20 protein-coding genes are annotated in these 21077 nt (G+C 50.6%); 1 reads left to right on the top strand and 19 read right to left on the bottom strand.

Going from position 1 to position 21077, the window contains the following annotated elements; genetic code table 11:
• Window positions 1-62: 62 nt before the first annotated feature.
• The 13 genes from DXA93_RS00845 to DXA93_RS00785 all read right to left on the bottom strand — a co-directional run bounded on the left by DXA93_RS00845 (window position 63) and on the right by DXA93_RS00785 (window position 13452).
• Window positions 63-1316 (bottom strand): peptidoglycan-binding protein, encoded by a 1254-nt coding sequence (locus DXA93_RS00845; RefSeq protein ID WP_117509058.1) that lies wholly within the window; start codon window positions 1314-1316, stop codon window positions 63-65.
• Between the two features lie 73 nt (window positions 1317-1389).
• Window positions 1390-2682, bottom strand: coding sequence for an RIP metalloprotease RseP (gene rseP, locus DXA93_RS00840; RefSeq protein WP_022461502.1), 1293 nt, complete (start codon window positions 2680-2682; stop codon window positions 1390-1392).
• Between the two features lie 6 nt (window positions 2683-2688).
• Window positions 2689-3843: a 1-deoxy-D-xylulose-5-phosphate reductoisomerase gene (locus DXA93_RS00835; protein ID WP_055266585.1), complete on the bottom strand. Its 1155-nt coding sequence runs from the start codon at window positions 3841-3843 to the stop codon at window positions 2689-2691.
• A 50-nt stretch (window positions 3844-3893) separates the two neighbouring features.
• Window positions 3894-4685, bottom strand: a complete 792-nt coding sequence (locus tag DXA93_RS00830) for a phosphatidate cytidylyltransferase (protein ID WP_022461500.1) — start codon at window positions 4683-4685, stop codon at window positions 3894-3896.
• Between the two features lie 5 nt (window positions 4686-4690).
• The gene (uppS, locus tag DXA93_RS00825) at window positions 4691-5428 is read right to left on the bottom strand and encodes a polyprenyl diphosphate synthase (protein ID WP_022461499.1); all 738 of its coding nucleotides are present in this window, start codon (window positions 5426-5428) and stop codon (window positions 4691-4693) included.
• 67 nt (window positions 5429-5495) lie between these two features.
• Window positions 5496-6014 (bottom strand): ribosome recycling factor, encoded by a 519-nt coding sequence (gene frr / locus DXA93_RS00820; protein ID WP_373141022.1) that lies wholly within the window; start codon window positions 6012-6014, stop codon window positions 5496-5498.
• Between the two features lie 210 nt (window positions 6015-6224).
• The gene (gene pyrH, locus DXA93_RS00815) at window positions 6225-6923 is read right to left on the bottom strand and encodes a UMP kinase (protein WP_022461497.1); all 699 of its coding nucleotides are present in this window, start codon (window positions 6921-6923) and stop codon (window positions 6225-6227) included.
• Between the two features lie 58 nt (window positions 6924-6981).
• Entirely contained in the window at window positions 6982-7218 is a 237-nt protein-coding gene (locus DXA93_RS00810) for a helix-turn-helix domain-containing protein (RefSeq protein ID WP_118594719.1), read from the bottom strand.
• 209 nt (window positions 7219-7427) lie between these two features.
• Window positions 7428-8747, bottom strand: a complete 1320-nt coding sequence (locus DXA93_RS00805; RefSeq protein ID WP_117800910.1) for an aspartate kinase — start codon at window positions 8745-8747, stop codon at window positions 7428-7430.
• Window positions 8748-8881: 134 nt separating this feature from the next.
• Window positions 8882-10201, bottom strand: a complete 1320-nt coding sequence (locus tag DXA93_RS00800) for a glycoside hydrolase family 32 protein (protein WP_117509166.1) — start codon at window positions 10199-10201, stop codon at window positions 8882-8884.
• 117 nt (window positions 10202-10318) lie between these two features.
• Window positions 10319-11179: a carbohydrate ABC transporter permease gene (locus tag DXA93_RS00795; protein ID WP_022461494.1), complete on the bottom strand. Its 861-nt coding sequence runs from the start codon at window positions 11177-11179 to the stop codon at window positions 10319-10321.
• Entirely contained in the window at window positions 11179-12051 is an 873-nt protein-coding gene (locus DXA93_RS00790; RefSeq protein ID WP_022461493.1) for a carbohydrate ABC transporter permease, read from the bottom strand. Before DXA93_RS00790 ends, DXA93_RS00795 begins: the two co-directional genes overlap by 1 nt.
• 27 nt (window positions 12052-12078) lie before the next feature.
• Window positions 12079-13452 carry an ABC transporter substrate-binding protein gene (locus DXA93_RS00785; protein ID WP_119207623.1) on the bottom strand — a complete coding sequence of 458 codons (1374 nt, stop codon included), beginning with the start codon at window positions 13450-13452 and terminating at the stop codon, window positions 12079-12081.
• A 313-nt stretch (window positions 13453-13765) separates the two neighbouring features.
• Here DXA93_RS00785 and DXA93_RS00780 point away from each other — a divergent pair, with 313 nt between their 5' ends.
• On the top strand, window positions 13766-14794 hold the full coding sequence (locus DXA93_RS00780) for a LacI family DNA-binding transcriptional regulator (RefSeq protein ID WP_055266684.1): 1029 nt from the start codon (window positions 13766-13768) through the stop codon (window positions 14792-14794).
• A gap of 114 nt (window positions 14795-14908) precedes the next feature.
• Here the strand turns inward: DXA93_RS00780 and DXA93_RS00775 are convergent, their stop codons facing one another.
• From DXA93_RS00775 to DXA93_RS00750, 6 genes are all read right to left on the bottom strand, one after another.
• Window positions 14909-15604, bottom strand: a complete 696-nt coding sequence (locus DXA93_RS00775; protein ID WP_022461490.1) for an L-ribulose-5-phosphate 4-epimerase — start codon at window positions 15602-15604, stop codon at window positions 14909-14911.
• Window positions 15605-15638: 34 nt separating this feature from the next.
• Window positions 15639-17231 carry a xylulokinase gene (locus tag DXA93_RS00770; protein ID WP_334295359.1) on the bottom strand — a complete coding sequence of 531 codons (1593 nt, stop codon included), beginning with the start codon at window positions 17229-17231 and terminating at the stop codon, window positions 15639-15641.
• Between the two features lie 32 nt (window positions 17232-17263).
• Window positions 17264-18382, bottom strand: coding sequence for a GntR family transcriptional regulator (locus DXA93_RS00765; RefSeq protein WP_118697219.1), 1119 nt, complete (start codon window positions 18380-18382; stop codon window positions 17264-17266).
• 122 nt (window positions 18383-18504) lie between these two features.
• Complete coding sequence (locus tag DXA93_RS00760; protein ID WP_226906316.1) at window positions 18505-19122, bottom strand: DUF5662 family protein; 618 nt, start codon at window positions 19120-19122, stop codon at window positions 18505-18507.
• Complete coding sequence (locus DXA93_RS00755) at window positions 19100-20026, bottom strand: hypothetical protein (protein WP_119198154.1); 927 nt, start codon at window positions 20024-20026, stop codon at window positions 19100-19102. Before DXA93_RS00755 ends, DXA93_RS00760 begins: the two co-directional genes overlap by 23 nt.
• A complete protein-coding gene (locus tag DXA93_RS00750) occupies window positions 19966-20994 on the bottom strand; it encodes an alpha-amylase family glycosyl hydrolase (protein ID WP_119198153.1) in 1029 nt (342 codons plus the stop codon). The genes DXA93_RS00755 and DXA93_RS00750 overlap by 61 nt, the downstream gene beginning before the upstream one ends.
• Between the last annotated feature and the right edge of the window lie 83 nt (window positions 20995-21077).

Raw genomic sequence — 21077 nt, 5'->3', positions numbered from 1 at the left:
AAAGGGCGCATTTTCCGCGTTTTTTCGCAGAAAACACGCCCCTTATAAAGACTTTTGTATACCTACTGCAGCTCCGCAATCCTCGTCACAGCCACATAAATCGACTGAATTTTGTACCATGTCGGATAATCCACAATGCCGGAAACCGGCAGGCCGAACAGCCGCTGGAACGCTTCGACGGCGTCCTGCGTCTCTTCATCGAAATAGCCATTTTCATAGACCGTCGGAATCGATGAATACACCTCCGCAATCACGTTCAGCTGCTCCTGCATCTGCAGTACCTTGTTCCCGGACGAGCCGATGGTGAGGTCATACCCCGGCCAGGAGGACGGGATGCCGGAAATCTCCTCCGCCGTGTTGATATACATATTGTCTCCATAATAATTGCGGAGAATCTGAATCGTTGAATACCCTTGGTCCGCCAGGTTTTTGGACCCCCACTGGCTCATCCAGTTCGGGCAGCTCACACGGTTTCCGTCACAGTACTGCGTCAGAATCGGCTGTTTCACATTCGGGCGCGACAGGTAATCAGCAAAAATCTCATCGACCACAAGGGAAATGCTGTCGAAAATATTCCTGCCGTAAATCCATTTGTGATCGTAGGCCGTCGACGAAGTGATCGTAAAATCGTATCCCTTGTTGCGGTACCATTCTGTATAGACACGGTTCAGCGTAAATGACATGATTGCGAGGATATTCGCCCGGATCGCCGCATCCGGCCATGTTGCATAGATTTCCGAGCACGCCACGTTTTTGATGTAGTCGCGGTACCGCACATAATAGTCGCGTGCCGTGCTGTCGGTCGGCGCTCCGTCGTGGACGATGATATACTCCGGGATCACGACACGGGACAGCACAATCTCACCGCTCTCCCTCGTCGGCTTGATCTCACTTTCCGGAATTTTCGCCGGATATTCGCCGAACAACGTATGGTCCGGGATCGTCACATCCGCAAACGCTGCGCCCTCTGCCAGTTTGAGGTCCACCTGCTGGACGGACTGTTCTCCTGAAAGAAGCTCGGAGCCCGTCACTTCAACCAGTTCATACCCTTCCGCCTCCACTTTCACCGTATATTCGGAATACGGCTGATTCACATTCGGTTCCAGACTGTACTCGAGCGGCGGCGTCGCCAGATCCAGCGTCTCCGTTCTGCCGTCCCCGTCGGTAATCAGCTCCTCGATCACATTCTGCGGATCTCCCGTATACGAAACCGTCACCCGCGCCCCGGAAACAGGCCGCGCCTGGATTCTTGTATTTACCCGGATTTCCAGCCGCCCGCGGTCAGTCATTTCCTGCTGCATACGCAAATTTTTCATAAAAAAGCCCCATATCCTGCACTCCTTTTATGGTATGCAGAATATGAGGCTTTGTTGCTTTTCATTTTTCGATTTACAGGATCCGCTGGACGTCGTGGATCATGACGTAGACCATCAACGCCATCAGAAGCACCAGGCCCGCGAAGTGAACCATACCCTCCAGGTCTCGCCGGATTGGTTTTCTGCGGATGGCTTCTATGATCAGAAAGACAAGCCGTCCGCCGTCGAGTGCCGGGAGCGGCAGCAGGTTCATGACGCCAAGGTTTGATGACAGCAGAATCACCATGTTCAGCATCGTCATCACCGTAACCAGAACGCCCTGCGATTTTACATCATCATAGGCGGTTCCGATCGCATCCACCACGCCGACCGGGCCGGAAAGATCGTTCACAGAATACTGTCCGGTGATCAGCATACTGACGCTGTCAATGACGGTGCGCACCCAGTATTTGATCTCCAGCACGCTGTATTTCAGCACGCCGATCGGGGACTGTTTCTCCCGGAGCTGATACGAAAACTGTACATTCGCATACGTATTTTCAACCGGTGTCACCGTAATCTCTTTCGTCTTTCCGCTGTGCTCATACTCCAGCGTCACAGCGCTTCCATCGAAAGGATGCTCTGTCTGGTAAGCAGTAAAATCTGCCACACAGGTGATCGGCGCTCCGTTGATCGATACGAGCAGGTCGCCCGCGACAACACCCGCAGCGGCAAGCGGCATATTCTGCTGCACATACGTGAATTCCATGCCGCGGTCACAGTCATCGTAGTTAAAGCCCATCATATACCGCGTTGTCACCGTCGGTTCATATGTGATCGTTTTCTTTTCCCCGTCGGCCTTTTTAACCTCCAGCGTAATCTCATCCGTCGGCACACCCCGTACCGTCATCACAGAGTTCAGCTCTTTTCCGATGGAAATATGTCTTCCTTCATAGGAAGTGATGATATCTCCCGCTTCCAGGCCTGCCTCTGCCTCCGGCGAACCGTCTGCCACTTCTGTGACGCGCGCCGGGGAACTTCCCGCGTAACTGATCACAAAGATTGCGCAGAAAAATGCCAGAATCATGTTGAACACCGGTCCCGCCGCAACGACGGAAATTCTTGCCCACACGGATTTGCTGTTAAAGGTTCCTTCCCCCTCCTCTTCACCGTCCTCGCCGAGCATCTGGCACGCACCGCCGAAAGGCAGAAGTTTTAAGGAATAGACCGTTCCTCCTTTTTCTGTCTTTACCACCGTCGGGCCAAAGCCGATCGAAAATTCCGTCACGGTAATACCATTCGCTTTCGCCAAAAGAAAATGCCCCAGCTCATGGATAATGACGGTGATTCCGAAAATGAGTACGGCTATCAGGATTTTTACAATCATGCTGTCTTATTCTCCCATCTTATATCTGTTCGCAATCCATTCATACGTCTCCTGCTCCGCCGCGAGAATCTGCTCCAGCGTCGGATCGGCAATCGTTTTGTGTGCTTCCATTGCACCGGCGATCACGTCGTAAATCTCGAGGAAACGGATCTTCTTCGCGAGGAACAGTGCAACGGCGCGTTCATTTGCCGCATTGAAGACCGTCGGCATGGAGCCGCCCGTCCGGGACGCCTGCATTGCCATCGGAAGGCCGAGGAAGGTATCCATATCCGGTTTTTCAAACGTGATCTGTGTCAGCGCCGCAAAGTCGAGGCGGTCGCCTGCAAGGAAGCGGCGCTCCGGGTAATACAGTGCGTACTGGATCGGCAGTTTCATATCCGGTGTGCCAAGCTGTGCCATGACAGCGCCGTCTTTAAATTCTACCATGGAATGGATAATGCTCTTTGGCTGTACCACAACCTGGATGTGGTCGAGATCAACACCGAACAGCCATTTTGCTTCCATGACTTCCAGTCCTTTGTTAACGAGTGTCGCGGAATCAATCGTGATCTTGTGCCCCATCGACCAGTTCGGATGACGGAGCGCCTGCTCTACCGTTACGTTTTCGAGCTCCGCTCTTGTTTTTCCGCGGAACGGACCGCCGGATGCAGTAATCAGAAGTTTTTCAATTTCTTTTCTGTTTTCCCCGTGCAGACACTGAAAAATCGCCGAGTGCTCACTGTCCACCGGAAGGATCTGCACACCGCATTCCTCTGCCAGCGGCATAATAATGTGTCCCGCCGTTACCAGTGTCTCTTTGTTTGCCAGTGCAATGTCTTTTCCTGCCTTCATCGCCGCAACCGTCGGGCGGATGCCGATCATGCCGACGATCGCTGTCACAAGGATTTCGCTCTCCGGCATCGTGGCAAGCTCGATCATGCCGTCCATGCCGCTGCCGATTTTTACAGGAAGATCCTTCACTCTGTCACGGAGTTCTGCCGCTTTCGCCTCATCGCCGACTGCCGCAAACTTCGGATGAAATTCCCGGATCTGCTGCTCGAGCAGTGTAATATTACTTCCGGCGCTGATGCCGACCACCTCAAGATCGCCGTTGGCACGCACGACATCGAGGGTCTGGGTTCCGATCGAACCGGTTGAACCAAGAATTGCTATTTTCTTCATATTCCAGTTTCTCCCATCTGCTTCCCGTTTATGCTGTAGGGGAAGCTTTTTTAATGAATCAGAAGCACCGACAGGAAATAGATGATCGGTGCGGTAAAGATCACGCTGTCGAAGCGGTCAAGAATACCGCCGTGGCCCGGAATCAGCTTTCCGTAATCCTTGATGCCCTGATTTCGTTTGATTGCGGATGCCGCAAGGTCTCCGACCATGGAGATCAGCGCGCCGACACCGCAGATGATGGCGTATTCCACCATGCCGCCCTTTGTCGCAGCCGCATAGATGATGCCGAGCAGAATCGCTCCGACGACACCGCCGACAGCTCCTTCTACGGATTTTTTCGGGCTTAAAACCGGCGCCATTTTATGTTTTCCAAAGAGTACGCCGACACAGTATGCACACGTATCGCAGCCCCAGGAGCACAGGAAAATCAGCCATACATGGAATTTTCCGCCGTCCAGCATACGGGTCTGATATACATAGGAAAGCATTACGCCGACATAGACAATCGCAAAGAACGCCGGCATCACCTGATTGGCGTTGTATTTCGGATAAGTAAATACGTATACTGCCATCAGAAGCACGAGATCCAGGATCAGCGCGAGCATCTGGTACATCGGGTCATGAAGCAGCAGGGACAGATAGAAAATCACAACGCCCGCATAGCCCGTAATTTCCAACAGATTCCATTTATCTTCTCTTACCTTCATCACGCGGAACAGCTCTCCTGCGCCGATCAACGACAGGCACAGAACCGTCATATAGAGCACAGTTCCGCCGCTGCAGATCGTAAGCAGCGCCACAAGGACGAGCACGATGCCGCTTAACAGTCTTGTCTTAAACATCTTTTTTATTCCTCCTTCACGCCGCCGTAACGCCGGTCTCTGTTATTATATTGTTCGATGGCTTTTCTCAATTCCTCTTCGTGGAAATCCGGCCACGGAACCTCGGTAAAGTAAAATTCCGTGTAGGCCAGCTGCCACATCAGGTAGTTGGAAAGGCGCTGCTCGCCGCTTGTACGGATCAGAAGATCTGGATCCGGGATTCCGGCGGTGTCGAGGTAGCTCTCAAAACACTGCTCCGTCAGTTTTCCGTTCTCATCAAACGCATTCTCTGCGAGAGTTCCGTTTTTCACATCCTCGATCATGCGGGTCATGCCGCGCAGAATCTCATCGCGGGAACCGTAGTTCATTGCGATCTGGAAGTACATGTGATCGTAATCTTTGGAGCACTCCTCCAGTTCATGAATGCTGTCCTGAATATCCTGCGGGAATGCGCTCGGATCTCCGATGATTTTGACGCGCATCTGATTTTTATGTGCTTTTTTGATGCATCGTTTCAGATACTGGCGGAACAGCTTTAAGAGGCCCTCCACCTCGGCGCGGGAGCGTTTCCAGTTCTCGGTTGAGAACGCATAGACGGTCAGATATTTGACACCCATGTCTTTAATCACGTCACACATTTTTTCCAGATTGTCGCATCCGACGATATGGCCGTAGCCGCGCGGCATATTGCGTTTTTTCGCCCATCTGCCGTTTCCGTCCAGGATGATGGCGATGTGATTCGGCACTTTTAATTCATTATCCATACTTTTTTCCTCCGTAAACGATAACAGGCTGCCTGCAAATGACAGGCAGCCCCTCGTTTTCTTTGTATTACACGGTCATAATTTCTTTGGATTTTACGTCCACCATCTGATCTACTTCTTTGATATATTTGTCTGTTAATTTCTGGGTCTGCTCCTCGAGCTCTTTGATTTCGTCCTCGGAAACGTCCTCTTTGGCAAGTTTCTTGAACGCATCATTGGCATCGCGGCGGATGTTGCGGATGGCTACCTTTGCGCCCTCTGCTTTTTTCTTTACCTCTTTTACCAGCTCTTTACGACGGTCCTCGGTAAGCTCCGGGAATACCAGACGGATGACTCTTCCGTCATCGGACGGGTTGATGCCAAGGTCAGACATCATGATCGCTTTCTCGATCTCTTTTACCAGGGATGCTTCCCACGGCTGGATCTGGATCATACGTGCTTCCGGAACAGAGATGTTTGCCACCTGCTGCAGCGGAGTCGGTGTTCCATAGTAATCTACAGTAATGCGGTCCAGTACGTGCGGGTTTGCACGGCCTGCGCGGATGGTTCCGAATTCGGAATCGAGGCTTGCAATGGATTTGCCCATTTTTACCTCAAACGGTTTTACTCTCTCGTCGATCTGATTTGCCATATTAAATTTGTCCTCCTGCTATCTCTTATACGGTCACAGTTCTGCGAACTGTGACATTCGCAGCTCTCATTTAAAGTTTTGCTTCGCAAAAGGAGAGCTGCTCACACCTGAATCATTTTCTTACGCAGTAAAACAGCAAGTGTTTTACTGCTGAATTTTTATTAATTATACCGTTACTCTTGTGCCGTTAATTTTTCCGTTTGCAGCATTTACAATGCTGTTCTCTTCATTTAAACCAAATACCAGCATCGGCATTTTGTTTTCCTTGCAAAGGATGGATGCGGTCATATCTACCACTTTCAGATCCTTTTCAATGACTTCCTGAATGGAAATCTCGTCAAATTTCTTTGCATCCGGGTTTGTTTTCGGATCGCTGTCGTAGACACCGTCTACTGCTTTTGCAAGCAGAATCTCGTCTGCCTCGATCTCAATCGCGCGAAGTACGGTTGCCGTATCGGTTGAGAAATATGGATGGCCTGTACCGCCGGCAAAGAATACAACCATGTTGTGCTGGAAATATTTGTTTGCACGGTCTTTGGAAAATCCTTTTGTGAACTCTCCGCATGGAAATGGAGTCAGAACTGCGGTCATCATTCCCTGGGAACGGAAGATTTCTGATACATAGATACAGTTCATAACGGTTGCCAGCATACCGATCTGGTCTGCTTTGGTACGGTCGATATTTTCGGAACTGCGTCCTCTCCAGAAGTTTCCTCCTCCGATTACGATGCCGACTTCAATCCCCTGGTCTACCAGAGTTTTTACCTGTTTTGCCACTTTTGTGACGGTCGGCTCGTCAAAACCGGTGTGTTTCTCTCCTGCAAGAGCTTCTCCGCTCAATTTCAGTAATACTCGTCGTTTCATCTTGCATCCTCGTTCCTTTATGATATTTTTTCACAAATGTCTTGCATTTATGAAATGATTATACCATCTGTTCCCAAAAACGACAAGGGCAAAATTCGTTTGTGTTCCGCAGATTGTCTGCCGCTGCGAGAATCCGTCTCCACTGCAGATATTCCGTCGGCGTCCGGTGCAGATACGCTTTGAAAATCCGCTGACATTCCCGTGGAGAGAGGTGAACGCTTGCGGCGATTTCTTTTAAAGTGAGCGGCTCCGTCAGATGGTTTTCCACCCAGGACATCATCTCTTTGATGTGCATTTATACTCTTCGCCCTGTTTCTCGTCCCGTCGATCGGATACCGCGCCGGCTGCTTCTGCGAACCGACGACCTGGATCATCTGTTGTGTGGTAATCTGTATTTTTACATTCACCATTCGAAAAGAATTCCGCGATACGGCGGCATAAAAACCATAAAAAAATCTCTGTCGGAAGTTCAGACTCCTGACAGAGATTTTTTATAGATTCATTTTAGATCTGCGCTACGACAAAGATATCATAAATTGCTTTGATTGCTGTTTCAAAGTCGCGGTTTTCAACGCCAATGATGATGTTGAGCTCGCTGGAACCCTGATCGATCATCTTAACGTTGACGTGTGCATGCGCCAGTGCAGAGAAAATCCTTCCGGCTGTGCCTCTCGTTCTTCTCATGCCGCGGCCTACAACAGCGATCAGCGCCAGATCGGATTCAAGATCAATAGAATCCGGCTGTACGGCACGATGCAGTCCTGCGATAACCTGCTGTTCTTTTGCTGCAAACTCACTCTGATGAACAAATACCGTCATGGTATCGATGCCGGACGGCATATGCTCAAAGGAAAGATTGTTGTCCTCAAAAACACCGAGCACTTTTCTGCCAAAGCCGATCTCGGTATTCATCATGCTCTTCTCAACCGTGATGGATGCAAAGCCTTTCTTTCCGGCGATACCGGTGATGGTGAATTTCGGTTTGCTGCAGGTGTTCTCCACAATCATGGTTCCCGGATCCTGCGGTGCGTTGGTGTTCAGCACGTGGATCGGGATTCCCTCCTGACGGAGTGGGAAGATGGAGTCCTCATGAAGGACGGTAGCTCCCATGTAGGAAAGCTCACGCAGCTCACGGTAGGTAATGGTGGAAATGACTTCCGGATCCTTGACGATACGCGGATCGGTTACCAGGAAACCGGAAACATCGGTCCAGTTCTCGTAGATGTCAGCGTGTACGGCCTTTGCCACGATGGAACCAGTGATATCGGATCCGCCGCGGGAGAAGGTTTTTACGCTTCCGTCCGGTTTTGCGCCGTAGAATCCAGGAACGACTGCGTTATCCAGATCTTTTAAACGCTCGGAGAGCACTTCGTCAGTCTTGTCTGCAAGGAAGTTTCCGTTCTCGTCGAAGCAGATCACTTCTGCAGAATCAATATACGTATATCCCAGATAATTTGCCATCACGATACCGTTCAGGTACTCTCCGCGGGATGCGGCGTAGTCCTCTCCGGCTGCTGCGGCAAAGTTTTCTGCGATTTTTTCAAATTCCGGGGAAAGATCCAGGCTGAGGTTCAGACCGTCGATGATCTCCTGATATCTCGCTTTGATGTTCTGCAGTTTCTTCTTAAAATCTCTTCCAGCAACTGCAGTGCGATAGCAGTCATACAGCATATCGGTTACTTTCGTATCAGCAGAATTTCGTTTTCCAGGAGCGGAAGGTACCACGTATCTTCTTCCCTCATCTGCGCGGATGATGTCTCCGACCTTCTTAAACTGCTCTGCGCTCGCGAGGGAGCTGCCGCCGAATTTTACTACTTTCTTCATAATAATCTCTCCTTGCGTTCTTTTCGGATATCTTTCGAAATCTCGTTTTTCAGCCCGTCACTTTAACGTTAGAAAGCTGTTACGTACTAGATTAGAACAAAATCCCGTATGCGTCAAGAACTTTTTGGGCTGATTCATTCATTCCACAGATAAATTTCCGGTTTTTTCTCCATTTTATAGGAGAATGTCTCTCCAAGCCCGTAAACCGCCTGGCTTAATACGTACTCGCCGTTGTTTGCATAAATTTCGATCATATTCGGATCCACGAAAATCTCAAGAAGATCGCCCTCTTTTAACTGCGGCGTCTCGGCATGAAGCCATCCTTTTGCACCGGATGGATAGACATCCGTGCGGTCTGCGCAGACTTTTCCGCTCTGCCGCCAGATCTTATAGCCGCCGATTTCCAGGCTTTCACCCTCTTTTAATTCGGCGCGGATCATGGCACACTCTCCGCATGCCGAAACGAGGGAATCCGTCTTTTTGCAGAATCCGTCGCGGATCGCAGGCAGAACACGGAAGTAAATATGATCGTTCTGTACATCCACCACACGCGGCAGGCAGAACATGCCTTGCCATATACCATCTACCGGTTCCGGCATCCGAAGCCATGCGATGGAAATCCGGTTTCCGTCCGCATCCGTCATGGTCTGCGGTGCATAGAGGTCACCGCCGCAGTCCAGAAGCTGCCAGTTCTCCGGAAATTTCATTGTGCAGGTTTTTTCATCAAACTCAGGCAGCATACAGATCGCCCGATCCGCATAGCCGTCGGTGTCCTCGATCAGTTCCATCGGGGAGAATACAAAGACGCTGCGTCCGTTTACGTTAAAGAGATCCGGGCACTCCCACATCCAGCCGAGCTTCTGTTTCGTCGTCGCCTGTCCGGCCAGATGCCAGTGGGAAAGATCCTCACTCTTATAGAATAATGCCTCGCCCTTGTGATCCTTCGTCGTGCTTCCAAGCACCATATACCATGCGTCGCTTCCCTTCCAGACTTTCGGGTCACGCGTGTGCGTATTGTCGCCGATTTCCGGATCGGTGAGTGCCGGGATAACAACCTCCTTATCCCCGAAGACATCAAAATGCATGCCGTCCTTCGAAGTAAGGTGAAGCTGCGCCGAGGTAAAATCCTGATCAAGGCACTGATGAATATCCTTCGGATTTACCTGATTATAGTGAACACCCGTGTAAAAGAGATGCATCACGCCGTTCTCTTCTACTGCGCTTCCGGAAAAGCAGCCGTTCTGGTCCTCGGAAAGACTCGGGAACAGGGCAACGCCGACATGCTCCCAGTGAATCAGATCCGGACTCACCGCATGGCCCCAGTGCATGGTGCCCCAGCGCGGCGCGTACGGAAAATGCTGATAAAAAAGATGATACTGTCCCTTATAATAAATCATGCCGTTCGGGTCATTCACCCAGTTGCCCGGCGCTTTTACGTGTAATCTGTTTTTCATGTGTTTGATTTCCTTTCTGTCTCTTTCTTGTTGTCTCTGATAAGAAAAGCCGGAAAAAGAAAGCATTTTTAATTCCGCCCTCCTTTGCCCGGCTTGTTCTTGATTTCTATGATTTACTTATTTGACTGCTCCGGCTACGACACCGTTGATGATCTGTTTCTGCAGTGCCACGTACAGAATCAGGATCGGGATGACGCAGAGCAGAAGACCTGCCATGATGGTTCCGTAATCTGCGGAGTAAGTTCCGTAGAAGCTGTAGGTGGAAAGCGGCAGAGTCAGCAGCTTTTTGTCGGTCAGCACCAGGGACGGCAGCAGGAAGTCATTCCAGAATGCCATCGCATTCATGATTACCATGGTGGAAATGATCGGCTTTAACAGCGGGAACACGATGCGGAAGAAGGTCTGGGTGTGGGTACAGCCGTCGATGTAAGCGGCCTCCTCCAGCGCCAGCGGGATACTTCCGCGGATGAATCCGTGGAACATAAACACGGACATCGCCATGGAAAATCCGGTGTGCATGAAGATCAGGGTCAGTCTGTGGTTCAGAATGTTTAAGGTTCCGCCGTATACACTGACAAGCGGGATCATGATTGCCTGGAACGGAATGATCATGGATGCAACCATCAGTGCAAAGATGATATTGGAAAATACGTTGACATTACGCACGATGTAGTAAGCCAGCATGGCTGCGAGTACCGTAACCAGTACGGTTGCTGTTACGGTTACAACCAGAGAGTTCTTGAAGGCATTCAGGAAGTTCATCTGATTGAATGCTTTTACAAAGTTGTCAAACGAAAGACCTTTGATCGTAAACAGCCAGGAGAACGGGCTCTTGATGATATCACGTTTCTGTTTTAAGGAGTTGATGATAACCATGACAAACGGGAACATGAACGCACAGAAAACGATGATCATAAGGAGCATAGCCAGCGCGTCAGTTACTTTTTTCTTTGTTCCGCCAATTTTCTTCTGATTCATTATGCTTCAACCTCCCTCTTCTTGGTGGTGTATACCTGAATACCGCTGATGCAGGCTACAATGATAAACAGGATAAAGGCTTCTGCCTGGCCGACACCGAACTGTCTCGATGTGAATGCTTTCTCATATACGTGCATGGCTGCCATCTCGGTGGTTCCGTACGGAGCACCGCCGGTTAAGGACAGGTTGACATCGTATACCATGAACGCACGGGACAGGGTCAGGAAGAGGCAGATAGTAACGGAGGACATCATCAGCGGAAGGATAATGTTTTTCATTTTTACCCAGCCGGATGCACCGTCGATGCTTGCCGCCTCGAGCACGTCCTCGGAAAGTCCCATAAAGCCGGCGACGTAGATCAGGATCATATAGCCTGCCAGCTGCCATACTGAAACGAGCACCAGCGCTGCAAATGCTTTGTTCGGGGTAGAAAGCCAGGAAATTTCAAACAGGCTCCATCCTGTGGTCTCACCGATGCTGACGAAAACACGGGAGAATACGAACTGCCAGATGTATCCAAGTACGATACCGCCGATCAGGTTCGGGGTGAAAAATCCGGCGCGGAAGAAGTTCTGACCTTTGATGCCGCGGGTCAGGATATAAGCCAGTAAAAAGGCGATCACATTGACGAGAACAACAACCGCAATGACATATTTAAAGGTTAACAGCAGGGATTTCCAGAACTGCGCGTCGCGCATAACGGCTGCGAAGTTGGAAAGTCCTACAAAGTTTTTCACGCTGGAAACACCGTTCCAGTCGGTTAAGGTCAGGTAAATACCGTAGATAAACGGTACCATGACGACTGCCAGGAAGCAGAACAGGCCCGGCAGCGCAAATACACAGAAATCTTTTCCCTTGTTGCTTGATTTCATTTTTGTTCCTCCTTCATATCCTCCGGCTTACTGCTCATCCCAGTATGCCTGGATGGAATCTATCAGTTCCTCGCGGTCACTTCTTCCGGCCAGATATTTCTGCATTGCCGCACCAAGGACAGACCAGTGATCGTTCGGCACGATCGCAGATGCGTTGAATGCTCCGCCGTTCTGTACTTTTTCGTAAATGTCGCGGCTTAACGGATCGCTTGGCTCGTTCGGGTTGTTTTTAAACGGAGGGATCAGGCTGCAGGTCTTTACAACCATCTGCTGTCCGATCTCACTGTAAACCAGCCAGTTCAGGAACTCTTTTGCTGCTGCTTTCTGCTCGTCGGTAGCCACGATATCATCCAGCATGATCTGTTTGGACGGAGATGCCTGGATTTTGCTGTTGACGAAGTCGTCCGGATCATTGTTCAGGAAGTATGGAAGGAAACCGTACTCGTCGGTCGTCTCGGCTCCTGCCTCCTCAAGGTTCGGCCATGCCCAGTTTCCGTTGAACCAGAAAGCGGTTTTTCCGTCTGCCAGGTCAATTGCCATCTCATCGTAATCTGCGCCGAGTGGATCGCCCTTTGCTACGTTGTACTCTTTTAACAGGTCAAAGGTATTCAGGAACTCTTTCATGCGGGTGTAGTCCGGCAGATATAAGGTTCCGTCCTTCAGCTCGTTGATGACTTCTGCTGCACCGTCGGAGGTTCCGTTGTATGTCTCGTAGATGTACTGCAGCTGGTGTGCTCCAAGGGACCAGTCTTCTTTTGCCATGGAGATCGGATTTTTCATTCCGTTGTCCCGCAGGCTCTGGAGAAGTGCTGCGAAATCGTCCTGGGTTTTGATATCGGATGGATCGAACTCGGTACCTAAGGTATCTTCAATCACGCTCTTGTTGTAGATAATACCGCGGCCCTCGATACAGAGCGGGAAGCTGTAAACCTTTCCGTTGATTTTGGTCAGGTACTCTTCTGCCTCGCCGGTCCATGCTTCATTGCTTAAGTCGGCTGCTTTTTCTTCTGCCAGTGCAATGACATCGGTCGTATCCAGAATGGAAAGTGTCGGCGGGTTTCCGGAGTTGTAGAGGCTGACTACTTTGGTATAAGGAGAATCGCCGTCCGTTACCGGCATGATCTCAATATGTACGCCTGCTTTCTCCTCGAACACTTTTGCAATCTCTTCCAGTGCTGTCTGGATTTCTGCTTTTGTGTTCATGATGACGATACTCGTTCCGGAAAGCGACGTATCGTACTGGAAGGTATCGGTGGTCATGTCGATCGGCACTTCTTCTTTTACTGCGTTCGGGTCATCCGGATCGCTTGCGAAGCCGAAGGTGCATCCGGTCAGTGCAGAAGTAAGAAGTACGCCGGACATTCCAAGAGCTGCCGCCCTGGCACTAAATTTCTTTCTCATCACAATTCCTCCTGTTATCTCTGGACAGCGGGTCCTGTCCTTCGTTTTGTGTAACCGGTCAAGTAACCGGTTACTTTCATTGTCTTTATCATAGCATTGACAGTGGGTTTCGTCAATATTTTCTTTACTTTTCGTGATTTTCCATAATTTTGTTTTTGGCTTTTGTGGAACTTTTACAAAACCGGTTACTTAACCGATTCCCGCTTGTTCCGGCGGGCGAGAAATGTTATACTATCTTCATATATTATTTGTTTTTTTTCTGAAAGCTTACATGATTCACGCAACACTTTTGAAGGGAAGGACACTTGAACTTATGGCACGAAAAAAAAATGTAACCTTTAATGATATTGCACAGTACACGCATTTTTCCAAAACAACCATTTCCCGGTATTTCAACAACCCGGATTCCCTGACACCGGAAAATCAGCAGATCATTTCCGATGCACTGGATAAACTGAACTATAAAGAAAACAAAGTGGCAAAAATCCTCGCGAACGGACAGACCGAATTTGTCGGCGTCCTGATCCCGAGTCTCTCCATGAACTACTATTCCGAGATGCTGAATCAGATTCTTGCTTCTTATGAGAAATATGGCTATAAATTCCTCGTCTTCGCCGGAAACGGCCACGACGAGACGGAGCACCGCTACATTCAGGAGCTGATGTCGTACAAAATCGAGGGCCTCATCGTCCTCTCCCATACACTCTCCTCCCGCGAACTCTCCGATCTGCAGATCCCGGTCGTTGCAATTGAGCGCGAAGACCAGTTCGTCAGCAGTGTCAATACAGACAACTACCTCGGCGCGTACGAAGCGACTTCGCTTCTGATTCATAACCACTGTGATGTCCTGATTCATCTGAACTCACCGACCAAAGAAAATGTTCCTGCCTACCGCCGTCTCGCCGGTTTCCAGGATGCCTGTGTAAAGGCCGGTGTACCGCACAAGGTTATCATTCGGGATTTTGGACTCTCCTATCAGGAAGCCGCAGCACCGCTGCAGGAAATCTTTGACAACATCGAACAAAAATATGCCGGTCAGAAAAAGGGCATCTTCCTCTCCAACGATGATCATGCCAATATTCTTTTAAATCTTCTGATCCGCAAGTACCATACCCTGCCGGACGATTACGAACTCATCGGCTTCGACGGTGCGCCGATTTCCGAGCAGGCTATCTATCCGATCAGCACTGTCGGCCAGCAGATTGACCAGATTGCAGACGAGGCTGTTTCCCTTCTGGTCTCCCAGATGCAGGAACGGAAAAAACGCCACCCGGTGCCGCTTGCCGAGCCGGTTCACAAGACCGTTCCGCCGCTTCTGATCCGGCGTCAGACGACCACTTGATTTTAAAAGCAGATTTCTATCATAAAAATGTTTTTATCAAAAAAGTGTCATCCACCTGCGGGCTGTGTGCCCTGCAGCTTGTGGATGACACTTTTCTTATCTTCTTACTCTTTTTTAGTTCTGTCCGTAATAAGCATTTGCACCATGCTTACGGTAATAGTGTTTATCCTGTAGCTCCTGCGGTGCCGGCTGGATTCTCGGGTTGATGGTCTCGGCACGGTATGCCATTTTGGCAACCTCTTCGAGGACAACAGCATTGTGAACAGCCTCATGCGCATCTTTGCCCCAAGTGAACGGTCCGTGGTTCTTGCAAAGAACGGCCGGAACGGCTTTTACATCTTTTCCCATCCGTTTGAACTCATTGACGATCAGATGGCCGGTGTTTTCCTCGTATGCCTCGTCAATCTCTTCTTTTGTCAGGCAGCGCAGGCACGGTACTTCACCGTAGATGTAGTCTGCATGGGTTGTTCCGTAGCACGGAATGCTTCTTCCCGCCTGTGCCCAGCTTGTCGCATAGGAGGAATGGGTGTGAACAATGCCGCCGATCTCCGGAAATGCTTTGTACAGCTCCAGATGGGTCGGGGTGTCAGAAGACGGACGGTAGCGTCCTTCTACTTTGTTTCCGTTCAGATCCATGACAACCATATCGTCCGGTGTCAGCAGGTCGTAATCCACGCCGCTTGGTTTGATGACGAACAGACCGCTTTCCCGGTCAATCTCGCTGACATTTCCCCAGGTAAAGGTAACCAGTCCGTATTTTGGAAGAAGCATGTTGGCTTCGTATACTCTTTTTTTCAGTTCTTCTAACATTGTGTTGTCCTTTCTGTCTTTCCCAAACGATGGTTCATTTTAAGCTCTCTACTGCTGCACGCTCAATCGGCAGGCCTTTTTTGTAGCGCTCGGTGAACACTTCAAATCCAGCGACGTCTGCCGGGTCCGGATCCATCTTGGTTCCGGCATTTCCTGCGAAGACTTTTGCATCGAGGTAATCCTCGAGTGTTTCATTCTCTTCTTTGTTGATCATATAAGAAGCCAGCAGTGCGATGCCCCAGGCTCCGCCCTCTCCTGCTGTCTCCATAACGGAAACCGGTGCGTCGATTGAACCTGCGAGGATCTTCTGGCCGACACCTTTTGTCTTGAAGAGACCGCCGTGGCCGAGAATCTGGTCGACCTGCACATGCTCCTCTTTCATCAGGATATCAAGGCCGACTTTCAGGGCGCCAAGGGAAGTAAACAGGTTGACTCTCATAAAGTTTGCCAGATTGAATTTCGCATCCGGAGTACGTGCGAAGACAGGACGGCCCTCGTTGAAGCCGGTTACGTGCTCGCCGGAGAAGTAGTTGTAGGCAAGGAGTCCGCCGCAGTCTGCGTCGCCCTCCAGGGCTTTGTTGTACAGCTTGCCGAACAGATCATTCGTGCTGATTTCCATGCCGAAGGTCTGCGCAAATTCACGGAAGAGATTGACCCATGCATTCAGATCAGAAGTACAGTTCTGGCAGTGCACCATGGCAACCGGATGACCGGACGGGGTTGTTACCATATCGATCTCCGGGTATACTTTGGAGAGGTTCTTCTCCAGAACGATCATAGCAAAAACGGAAGTTCCGGCAGACACGTTTCCGGTTCTGACGCGGACGCTGTTTGTTGCTGCCATACCTGTTCCGGCATCTCCCTCCGGCGGGCAGAGCGGAATGCCCGCTTCCAGATTTCCGGACATGTCGAGAAGTGCGGCACCTTCTTTTGTCAGAACACCGGCATTGTCACCTGCGGTCAGAACGTGCGGCAGAACATCGAGTGCTTTCCATGAATATGCTTTATCTGCGACTGCCTCGTCAAATTTGGCAATCATGTCGGCAAAGTAAGTGTTGGTTTCAGAATCGATTGGAAAGATTCCAGATGCCTCGCCGACACCAACGACACGCTCGCCGGTCATTTTCCACTGAATGTATCCGGCAAGGGTTGTCACGTAGTCGATATCTGCCACATGCGGCTCACCGTTTAAGATTGCCTGATACAGATGGGCGATAGTCCATCTCTGCGGGATGTGGAATCCGAAAAGATCGGTCAGCTTCTCGCTTGCTTCTTCTGTGATATTGTTTCTCCAGGTGCGGAACGGCACGAGGAGGTTTCCTGCTTTGTCAAATGCCATATAGCCGTGCATCATGGCACTGAAGCCGATGGCTCCGACGCGGGTCAGGGTAATGTCGTATTTTTCTTTGACATCAGCTGCCATTTTGGTATAGGCATCCTGCAGGCCCGTCCAGATGTCCTCGAGGGTGTAGGTCCACACGCCGTTGTCATAGCGGTTTTCCCACTCGTGATCTCCGGATGCGATCGGGGCGTTGTCTGCGCCGATCAGGACGGCTTTGATTCTGGTTGAGCCGAACTCAATGCCAAGTGCTGTTTTCTGTTCGAGGATTGCTGTTTTTGCATCCATTCCCATTGTTTTTTCCTCCCTTGGGTTCTTTTCTATTTTTTCGTCTCTGTTGACAGATTTTTTCCTGCGGTGGATTCTCTTACGATGAGTTCCGGGGAAATCAGGCGTTTGACGCTGCTTTCTTCTTCCGGGACTTTTCTGATTTTTTCGAGAATGAGCTCTGCTGCCATCTCACCGAGTTTTTCCTGCGGATGGGCAATGGTCGTGATCCCGATCGGACTGCTCTGGCCGATCAGCGAGTTGTCGTATCCGGTGACGGCGATGTCTTCCGGCACGGAGATTCCCTTTTCTTCCAGCATGGAGATGACGGCGAGCGCGATCTGGTCGTTGTAGCAGACGGCGGCATCGACGGACTTTTTGCTGTCGAGCAGCATGGAAAGCATCAGGGACGGTTTGGTTTTCCGGTCTTCGGTGTGAAACCAGATGACGTTTTCGGGATCATACAGGATTCCGCTTTCCTGCAGCGCCTGCACGTAGCCTTTATGGCGCTGGGCGCCCTGGCTGTCGTCGGCCTTGAAGATGCCGATGATGTTTCGTCGGCCGGTCTCTAAAAGGTGCCGGGTCAGCAGATAGCCGCCTTTGCAGTCATCCATCAGAATGCAGGGCTTGTCTGCCATCTGGGGGTAGCAGCCCTGGATGAAGACATACGGGATCTGGTACTTGTCCAGCATTTCGTACAAGTTGATGTGGCGGCAGAGGATCTGGCTTTTGCTCGGCTCGATGATGAGGCCGTCGATGGGCTTGTCGAGGAGTTCTTTTAAGACTTTTTCTTCTTTGGAGCGGCTGTTGCAGGTGTTCTTTAAGATAATGCTGTAGCCGTTTTCGCTCAGCACTCGATCCATTCCCTGGATGAGACGGGGGAAGATGTAGTCGGACAGGTAGGTGGTGGTGACGGCGATGTTTTTTGAATTATGACGCTGGATTACGCGCTCGGAGCAGAAGGTTCCTTTGCCGTGCTGGGCGGTGATATAGCCTTCATTTTCGAGAAGAGCGAGGGCCTTTCGGACAGTGTGGCGTGAGAGGGCGTATTCCCGGGTCAGTTCGTTTTCGGAGGGAAGCTTCTGGCCGGGTTTTATGGTTCCGGAGAGAATCTGCTCTTTTAGGGCTTCCATCAGGGTGTAGTATTTGGCTTTGCCGGTGGTTGGTTCCATGTGATTGGTGATTCCCCTTTCTGGAATTTATAATACAACTTGTACGGTTGTTGTAACAAGTTGTATTTTTGTTGTGGGAAAGGGACGCTCAGGATATCGGGAGGGCGGGTGGGTCCAATACCTTAATGAGTGGACGGGGACACTTTCTTGCGGATGGCCTCTTCGTAGACGGTGCATTCTTGAGGACAGTGCATTCGCGGGACGGGGTCACCTTTTAGGAAATGGTAGCGGATGTAATAGAGGGTATCGTCTTCGCCGCGTTCCGAGAGCATGCGCAGCAGAAATTCGAGCTGCGAGAGTGTCTCGGGATGGACGAACCAGAGGTGGCCGATTCCTTTTTTGAGATACTGGTACGGCGCCTGATCGGTATAAGCGTCTCCGAGGTAGACGCGGGACGCGCTGATGCGATCCATAATCATCTCGGCGACGTAACGGCGCGGCATTGGGACGCCTTTGATGATGGTGTCACAATTGATACCGTAATCAATCCAGTATTCAAAATGATGTTTGTTGCGCCCTTTATGGTGCATCCAGGATTTTGACATGCCGGTGTCTTCGCGCTCGGCGTTATTGGGACTCCGGTCGCCCTGATAGTATTTCATGCCGACCAGAAATTCCGTCGGCGAATATTTCGAGAGGTCGTGGGTCAGTCCCTGCCAGTACAGTCCTATTTTGAAGCAGTACCGCATGACCCACATTTTGTGTGTGGTAATGGTTTTAAAGTGCTGCCATGCTTTCATCATTCTGCCTCTTCTCCTGCTTTCCTGTTAAAATTATGATACTGCGCGGCGGCACGATGACCGTTTTTGCGCTGACTTTTTTCTGATTTTCTTCTGTCAGGAAGACTTCCGGTGTGTTGGTGTCGGCCGTCAGATACCAGACCTTCTGCTCCGGGAGGGACGGCAGTGCCAGCTCATGCGGATTCCAGTGCATGTTGTAGGCAATATAGAGGTCGTCGTCCTTGTTGCCGTCTTTATCCTGGAAATAGCTTCCGCAGTACATGACGCCGATAAAACGGCATGTGTTTTCCATCTGGGAGAACCAGGCTCTCTGGCTGTGGAAGGACATATCCGGGCAGCCGTAGGATTTGTAGTCGATGAGGCGCGGCTCGCGTTCGCCGTGCAGCGCCGGATGCGCCTTCCGGAAGGCGATTGCTGCTTTTACAAAGGCGGCAAACTCCGGATTCCGGGCGGCTGCTTTCCAGTCGATCCAGCCGGTTTTGTTGTCCTGGCACCAGGCGTTGTTGTTGCCCTTCTGGCTGTTGCCGAATTCATCGCCGCCGTAAATCAGCGGTGTTCCCTGGCTTGTCATCAGCATGAGAACGGCATTTTTCAGCTGGCGGAGACGCAGCGCGCGCACAGCCGGTTTCCGGGTCACGCCTTCTGCGCCGCAGTTCCAGGTCAGGTTTTCGTTGGAACCATCCATATTGTCTTCGCCATTGTCCAGATTGTGTTTCTGTTCGTAGGAAACGCTGTCATACAGGGTAAAACCGTCGTGATCCGCAAGATAATTGATCACACCGTGTGTCTCCGGGCTTCTTCTCAGATAATAGGTGAAGTCGGAAAGGCTGCCCTCATCGCCTTTTAAGAAGCGGCGGATATGGTACTGGTAGCCTGATTGTGTTCCCCTAAATTCCGGAACCACGGGCGTTTTCCCTGATAGATCCGTGCGCCGTCAAAACCGAGGAAAATCAGTTTCGTCTTCCGAAGGAGTGCATCTTTGGACGCTTCTTCTGCCAGCGATGCATCGCCGACCAGATGGAAACCGTCGATCTGGTAGCGGAGCTGCCAGTGGTGCAGAACCTGCAGGGCAAAACCAGAAGGCGTTCCCGGGGCAAAACAGAATTCCATCAGGCATTCGATACCATTCTCATGCAGGGCATCGACCATCTCTGCGAACTCTGCGACGGCATCTGCGGATGCAGCATACGAAGCTTTCGGAGCAAAATACAGGGCCTTTGTGCCGTATCCCCAATAATTCACGCGCTTCTCTTCTGCCGGCGCCGGATATACATAGGCTGGCTCCGTAAGGGAGGTCCACTCAAAAAACTCGTAGGACGGCATCAGTTCTACTGCATTGATACCGAGTTCTTTTAAGTATGGAATTTTTTCGATCACGCCGCGGAACGTTCCCTTGTTCTTTACACGGGAGCTTCCGTCTTTGGTGAAACCGCGCACATGGAGCTTATACAGAATCGTCTCCTCATACGGCCGGTGCAGTGAGGTGGTGCGCATTACCGGGTACTCCGGGAGAAGGCAGCAGCAGGCGCCCTCTTCTTTTTCCATCGGTGCACCGAAGGTTTCTCTTCCTTCTACTGCTCCCGCATACGGATCCAAGCAGAAAGCTTCGTCCATCCGGTAGGCATACGAAAACTTTCCTACCGTCAGGCCTGTGATTTCCACGGAACTGATCACGCCAGTGCGCTCCTCTTCCGGAAGCGGCACGGTAAGAAACGGTTTCTGGTGACCTTTCCGGTACAGCAGAAGCTCTGCTTTTTTTCCATCTGATACTTCTACGGCAAAATTGTATCCGTCTTTCGTCGCCGATGCGCCCATTTTCTCCGGATTTCCCGGTAAAATTCGATATTTTCCTCTGTTTTTTGTCTGTATCATAATTCCCGCCCTTATTTTTTATAATTTGTTGCAATTGTCATACTATTAATGTAAATCATTTGAATAAAATTGTCAATTGACCA

It is taken from the genome of Blautia sp. OF09-25XD, assembly GCF_003482095.1.
Lineage (GTDB): Bacteria > Bacillota > Clostridia > Lachnospirales > Lachnospiraceae > Fusicatenibacter > Fusicatenibacter saccharivorans.
This window is presented reverse-complemented; position numbering and strand designations above follow the sequence as displayed.

What these genes read in the sequence shown, in the direction of transcription:
- DXA93_RS00845 (WP_117509058.1), bottom strand. Translation starts at nt 1,316, where the DNA reads ATGAAAAATTTGCGTATGCAGCAGGAAATGACTGACCGCGGGCGGCTG.
- rseP (WP_022461502.1), bottom strand. Translation starts at nt 2,682, where the DNA reads ATGATTGTAAAAATCCTGATAGCCGTACTCATTTTCGGAATCACCGTC.
- DXA93_RS00835 (WP_055266585.1), bottom strand. Translation starts at nt 3,843, where the DNA reads ATGAAGAAAATAGCAATTCTTGGTTCAACCGGTTCGATCGGAACCCAG.
- DXA93_RS00830 (WP_022461500.1), bottom strand. Translation starts at nt 4,685, where the DNA reads ATGTTTAAGACAAGACTGTTAAGCGGCATCGTGCTCGTCCTTGTGGCG.
- uppS (WP_022461499.1), bottom strand. Translation starts at nt 5,428, where the DNA reads ATGGATAATGAATTAAAAGTGCCGAATCACATCGCCATCATCCTGGAC.
- frr (WP_373141022.1), bottom strand. Translation starts at nt 6,014, where the DNA reads ATGGGCAAATCCATTGCAAGCCTCGATTCCGAATTCGGAACCATCCGC.
- pyrH (WP_022461497.1), bottom strand. Translation starts at nt 6,923, where the DNA reads ATGAAACGACGAGTATTACTGAAATTGAGCGGAGAAGCTCTTGCAGGA.
- DXA93_RS00810 (WP_118594719.1), bottom strand. Translation starts at nt 7,218, where the DNA reads ATGCACATCAAAGAGATGATGTCCTGGGTGGAAAACCATCTGACGGAG.
- DXA93_RS00805 (WP_117800910.1), bottom strand. Translation starts at nt 8,747, where the DNA reads ATGAAGAAAGTAGTAAAATTCGGCGGCAGCTCCCTCGCGAGCGCAGAG.
- DXA93_RS00800 (WP_117509166.1), bottom strand. Translation starts at nt 10,201, where the DNA reads ATGAAAAACAGATTACACGTAAAAGCGCCGGGCAACTGGGTGAATGAC.
- DXA93_RS00795 (WP_022461494.1), bottom strand. Translation starts at nt 11,179, where the DNA reads ATGAATCAGAAGAAAATTGGCGGAACAAAGAAAAAAGTAACTGACGCG.
- DXA93_RS00790 (WP_022461493.1), bottom strand. Translation starts at nt 12,051, where the DNA reads ATGAAATCAAGCAACAAGGGAAAAGATTTCTGTGTATTTGCGCTGCCG.
- DXA93_RS00785 (WP_119207623.1), bottom strand. Translation starts at nt 13,452, where the DNA reads ATGAGAAAGAAATTTAGTGCCAGGGCGGCAGCTCTTGGAATGTCCGGC.
- DXA93_RS00780 (WP_055266684.1), top strand. Translation starts at nt 13,766, where the DNA reads ATGGCACGAAAAAAAAATGTAACCTTTAATGATATTGCACAGTACACG.
- DXA93_RS00775 (WP_022461490.1), bottom strand. Translation starts at nt 15,604, where the DNA reads ATGTTAGAAGAACTGAAAAAAAGAGTATACGAAGCCAACATGCTTCTT.
- DXA93_RS00770 (WP_334295359.1), bottom strand. Translation starts at nt 17,231, where the DNA reads ATGGATGCAAAAACAGCAATCCTCGAACAGAAAACAGCACTTGGCATT.
- DXA93_RS00765 (WP_118697219.1), bottom strand. Translation starts at nt 18,382, where the DNA reads ATGGAACCAACCACCGGCAAAGCCAAATACTACACCCTGATGGAAGCC.
- DXA93_RS00760 (WP_226906316.1), bottom strand. Translation starts at nt 19,122, where the DNA reads ATGAAAGCATGGCAGCACTTTAAAACCATTACCACACACAAAATGTGG.
- DXA93_RS00750 (WP_119198153.1), bottom strand. Translation starts at nt 20,994, where the DNA reads ATGATACAGACAAAAAACAGAGGAAAATATCGAATTTTACCGGGAAAT.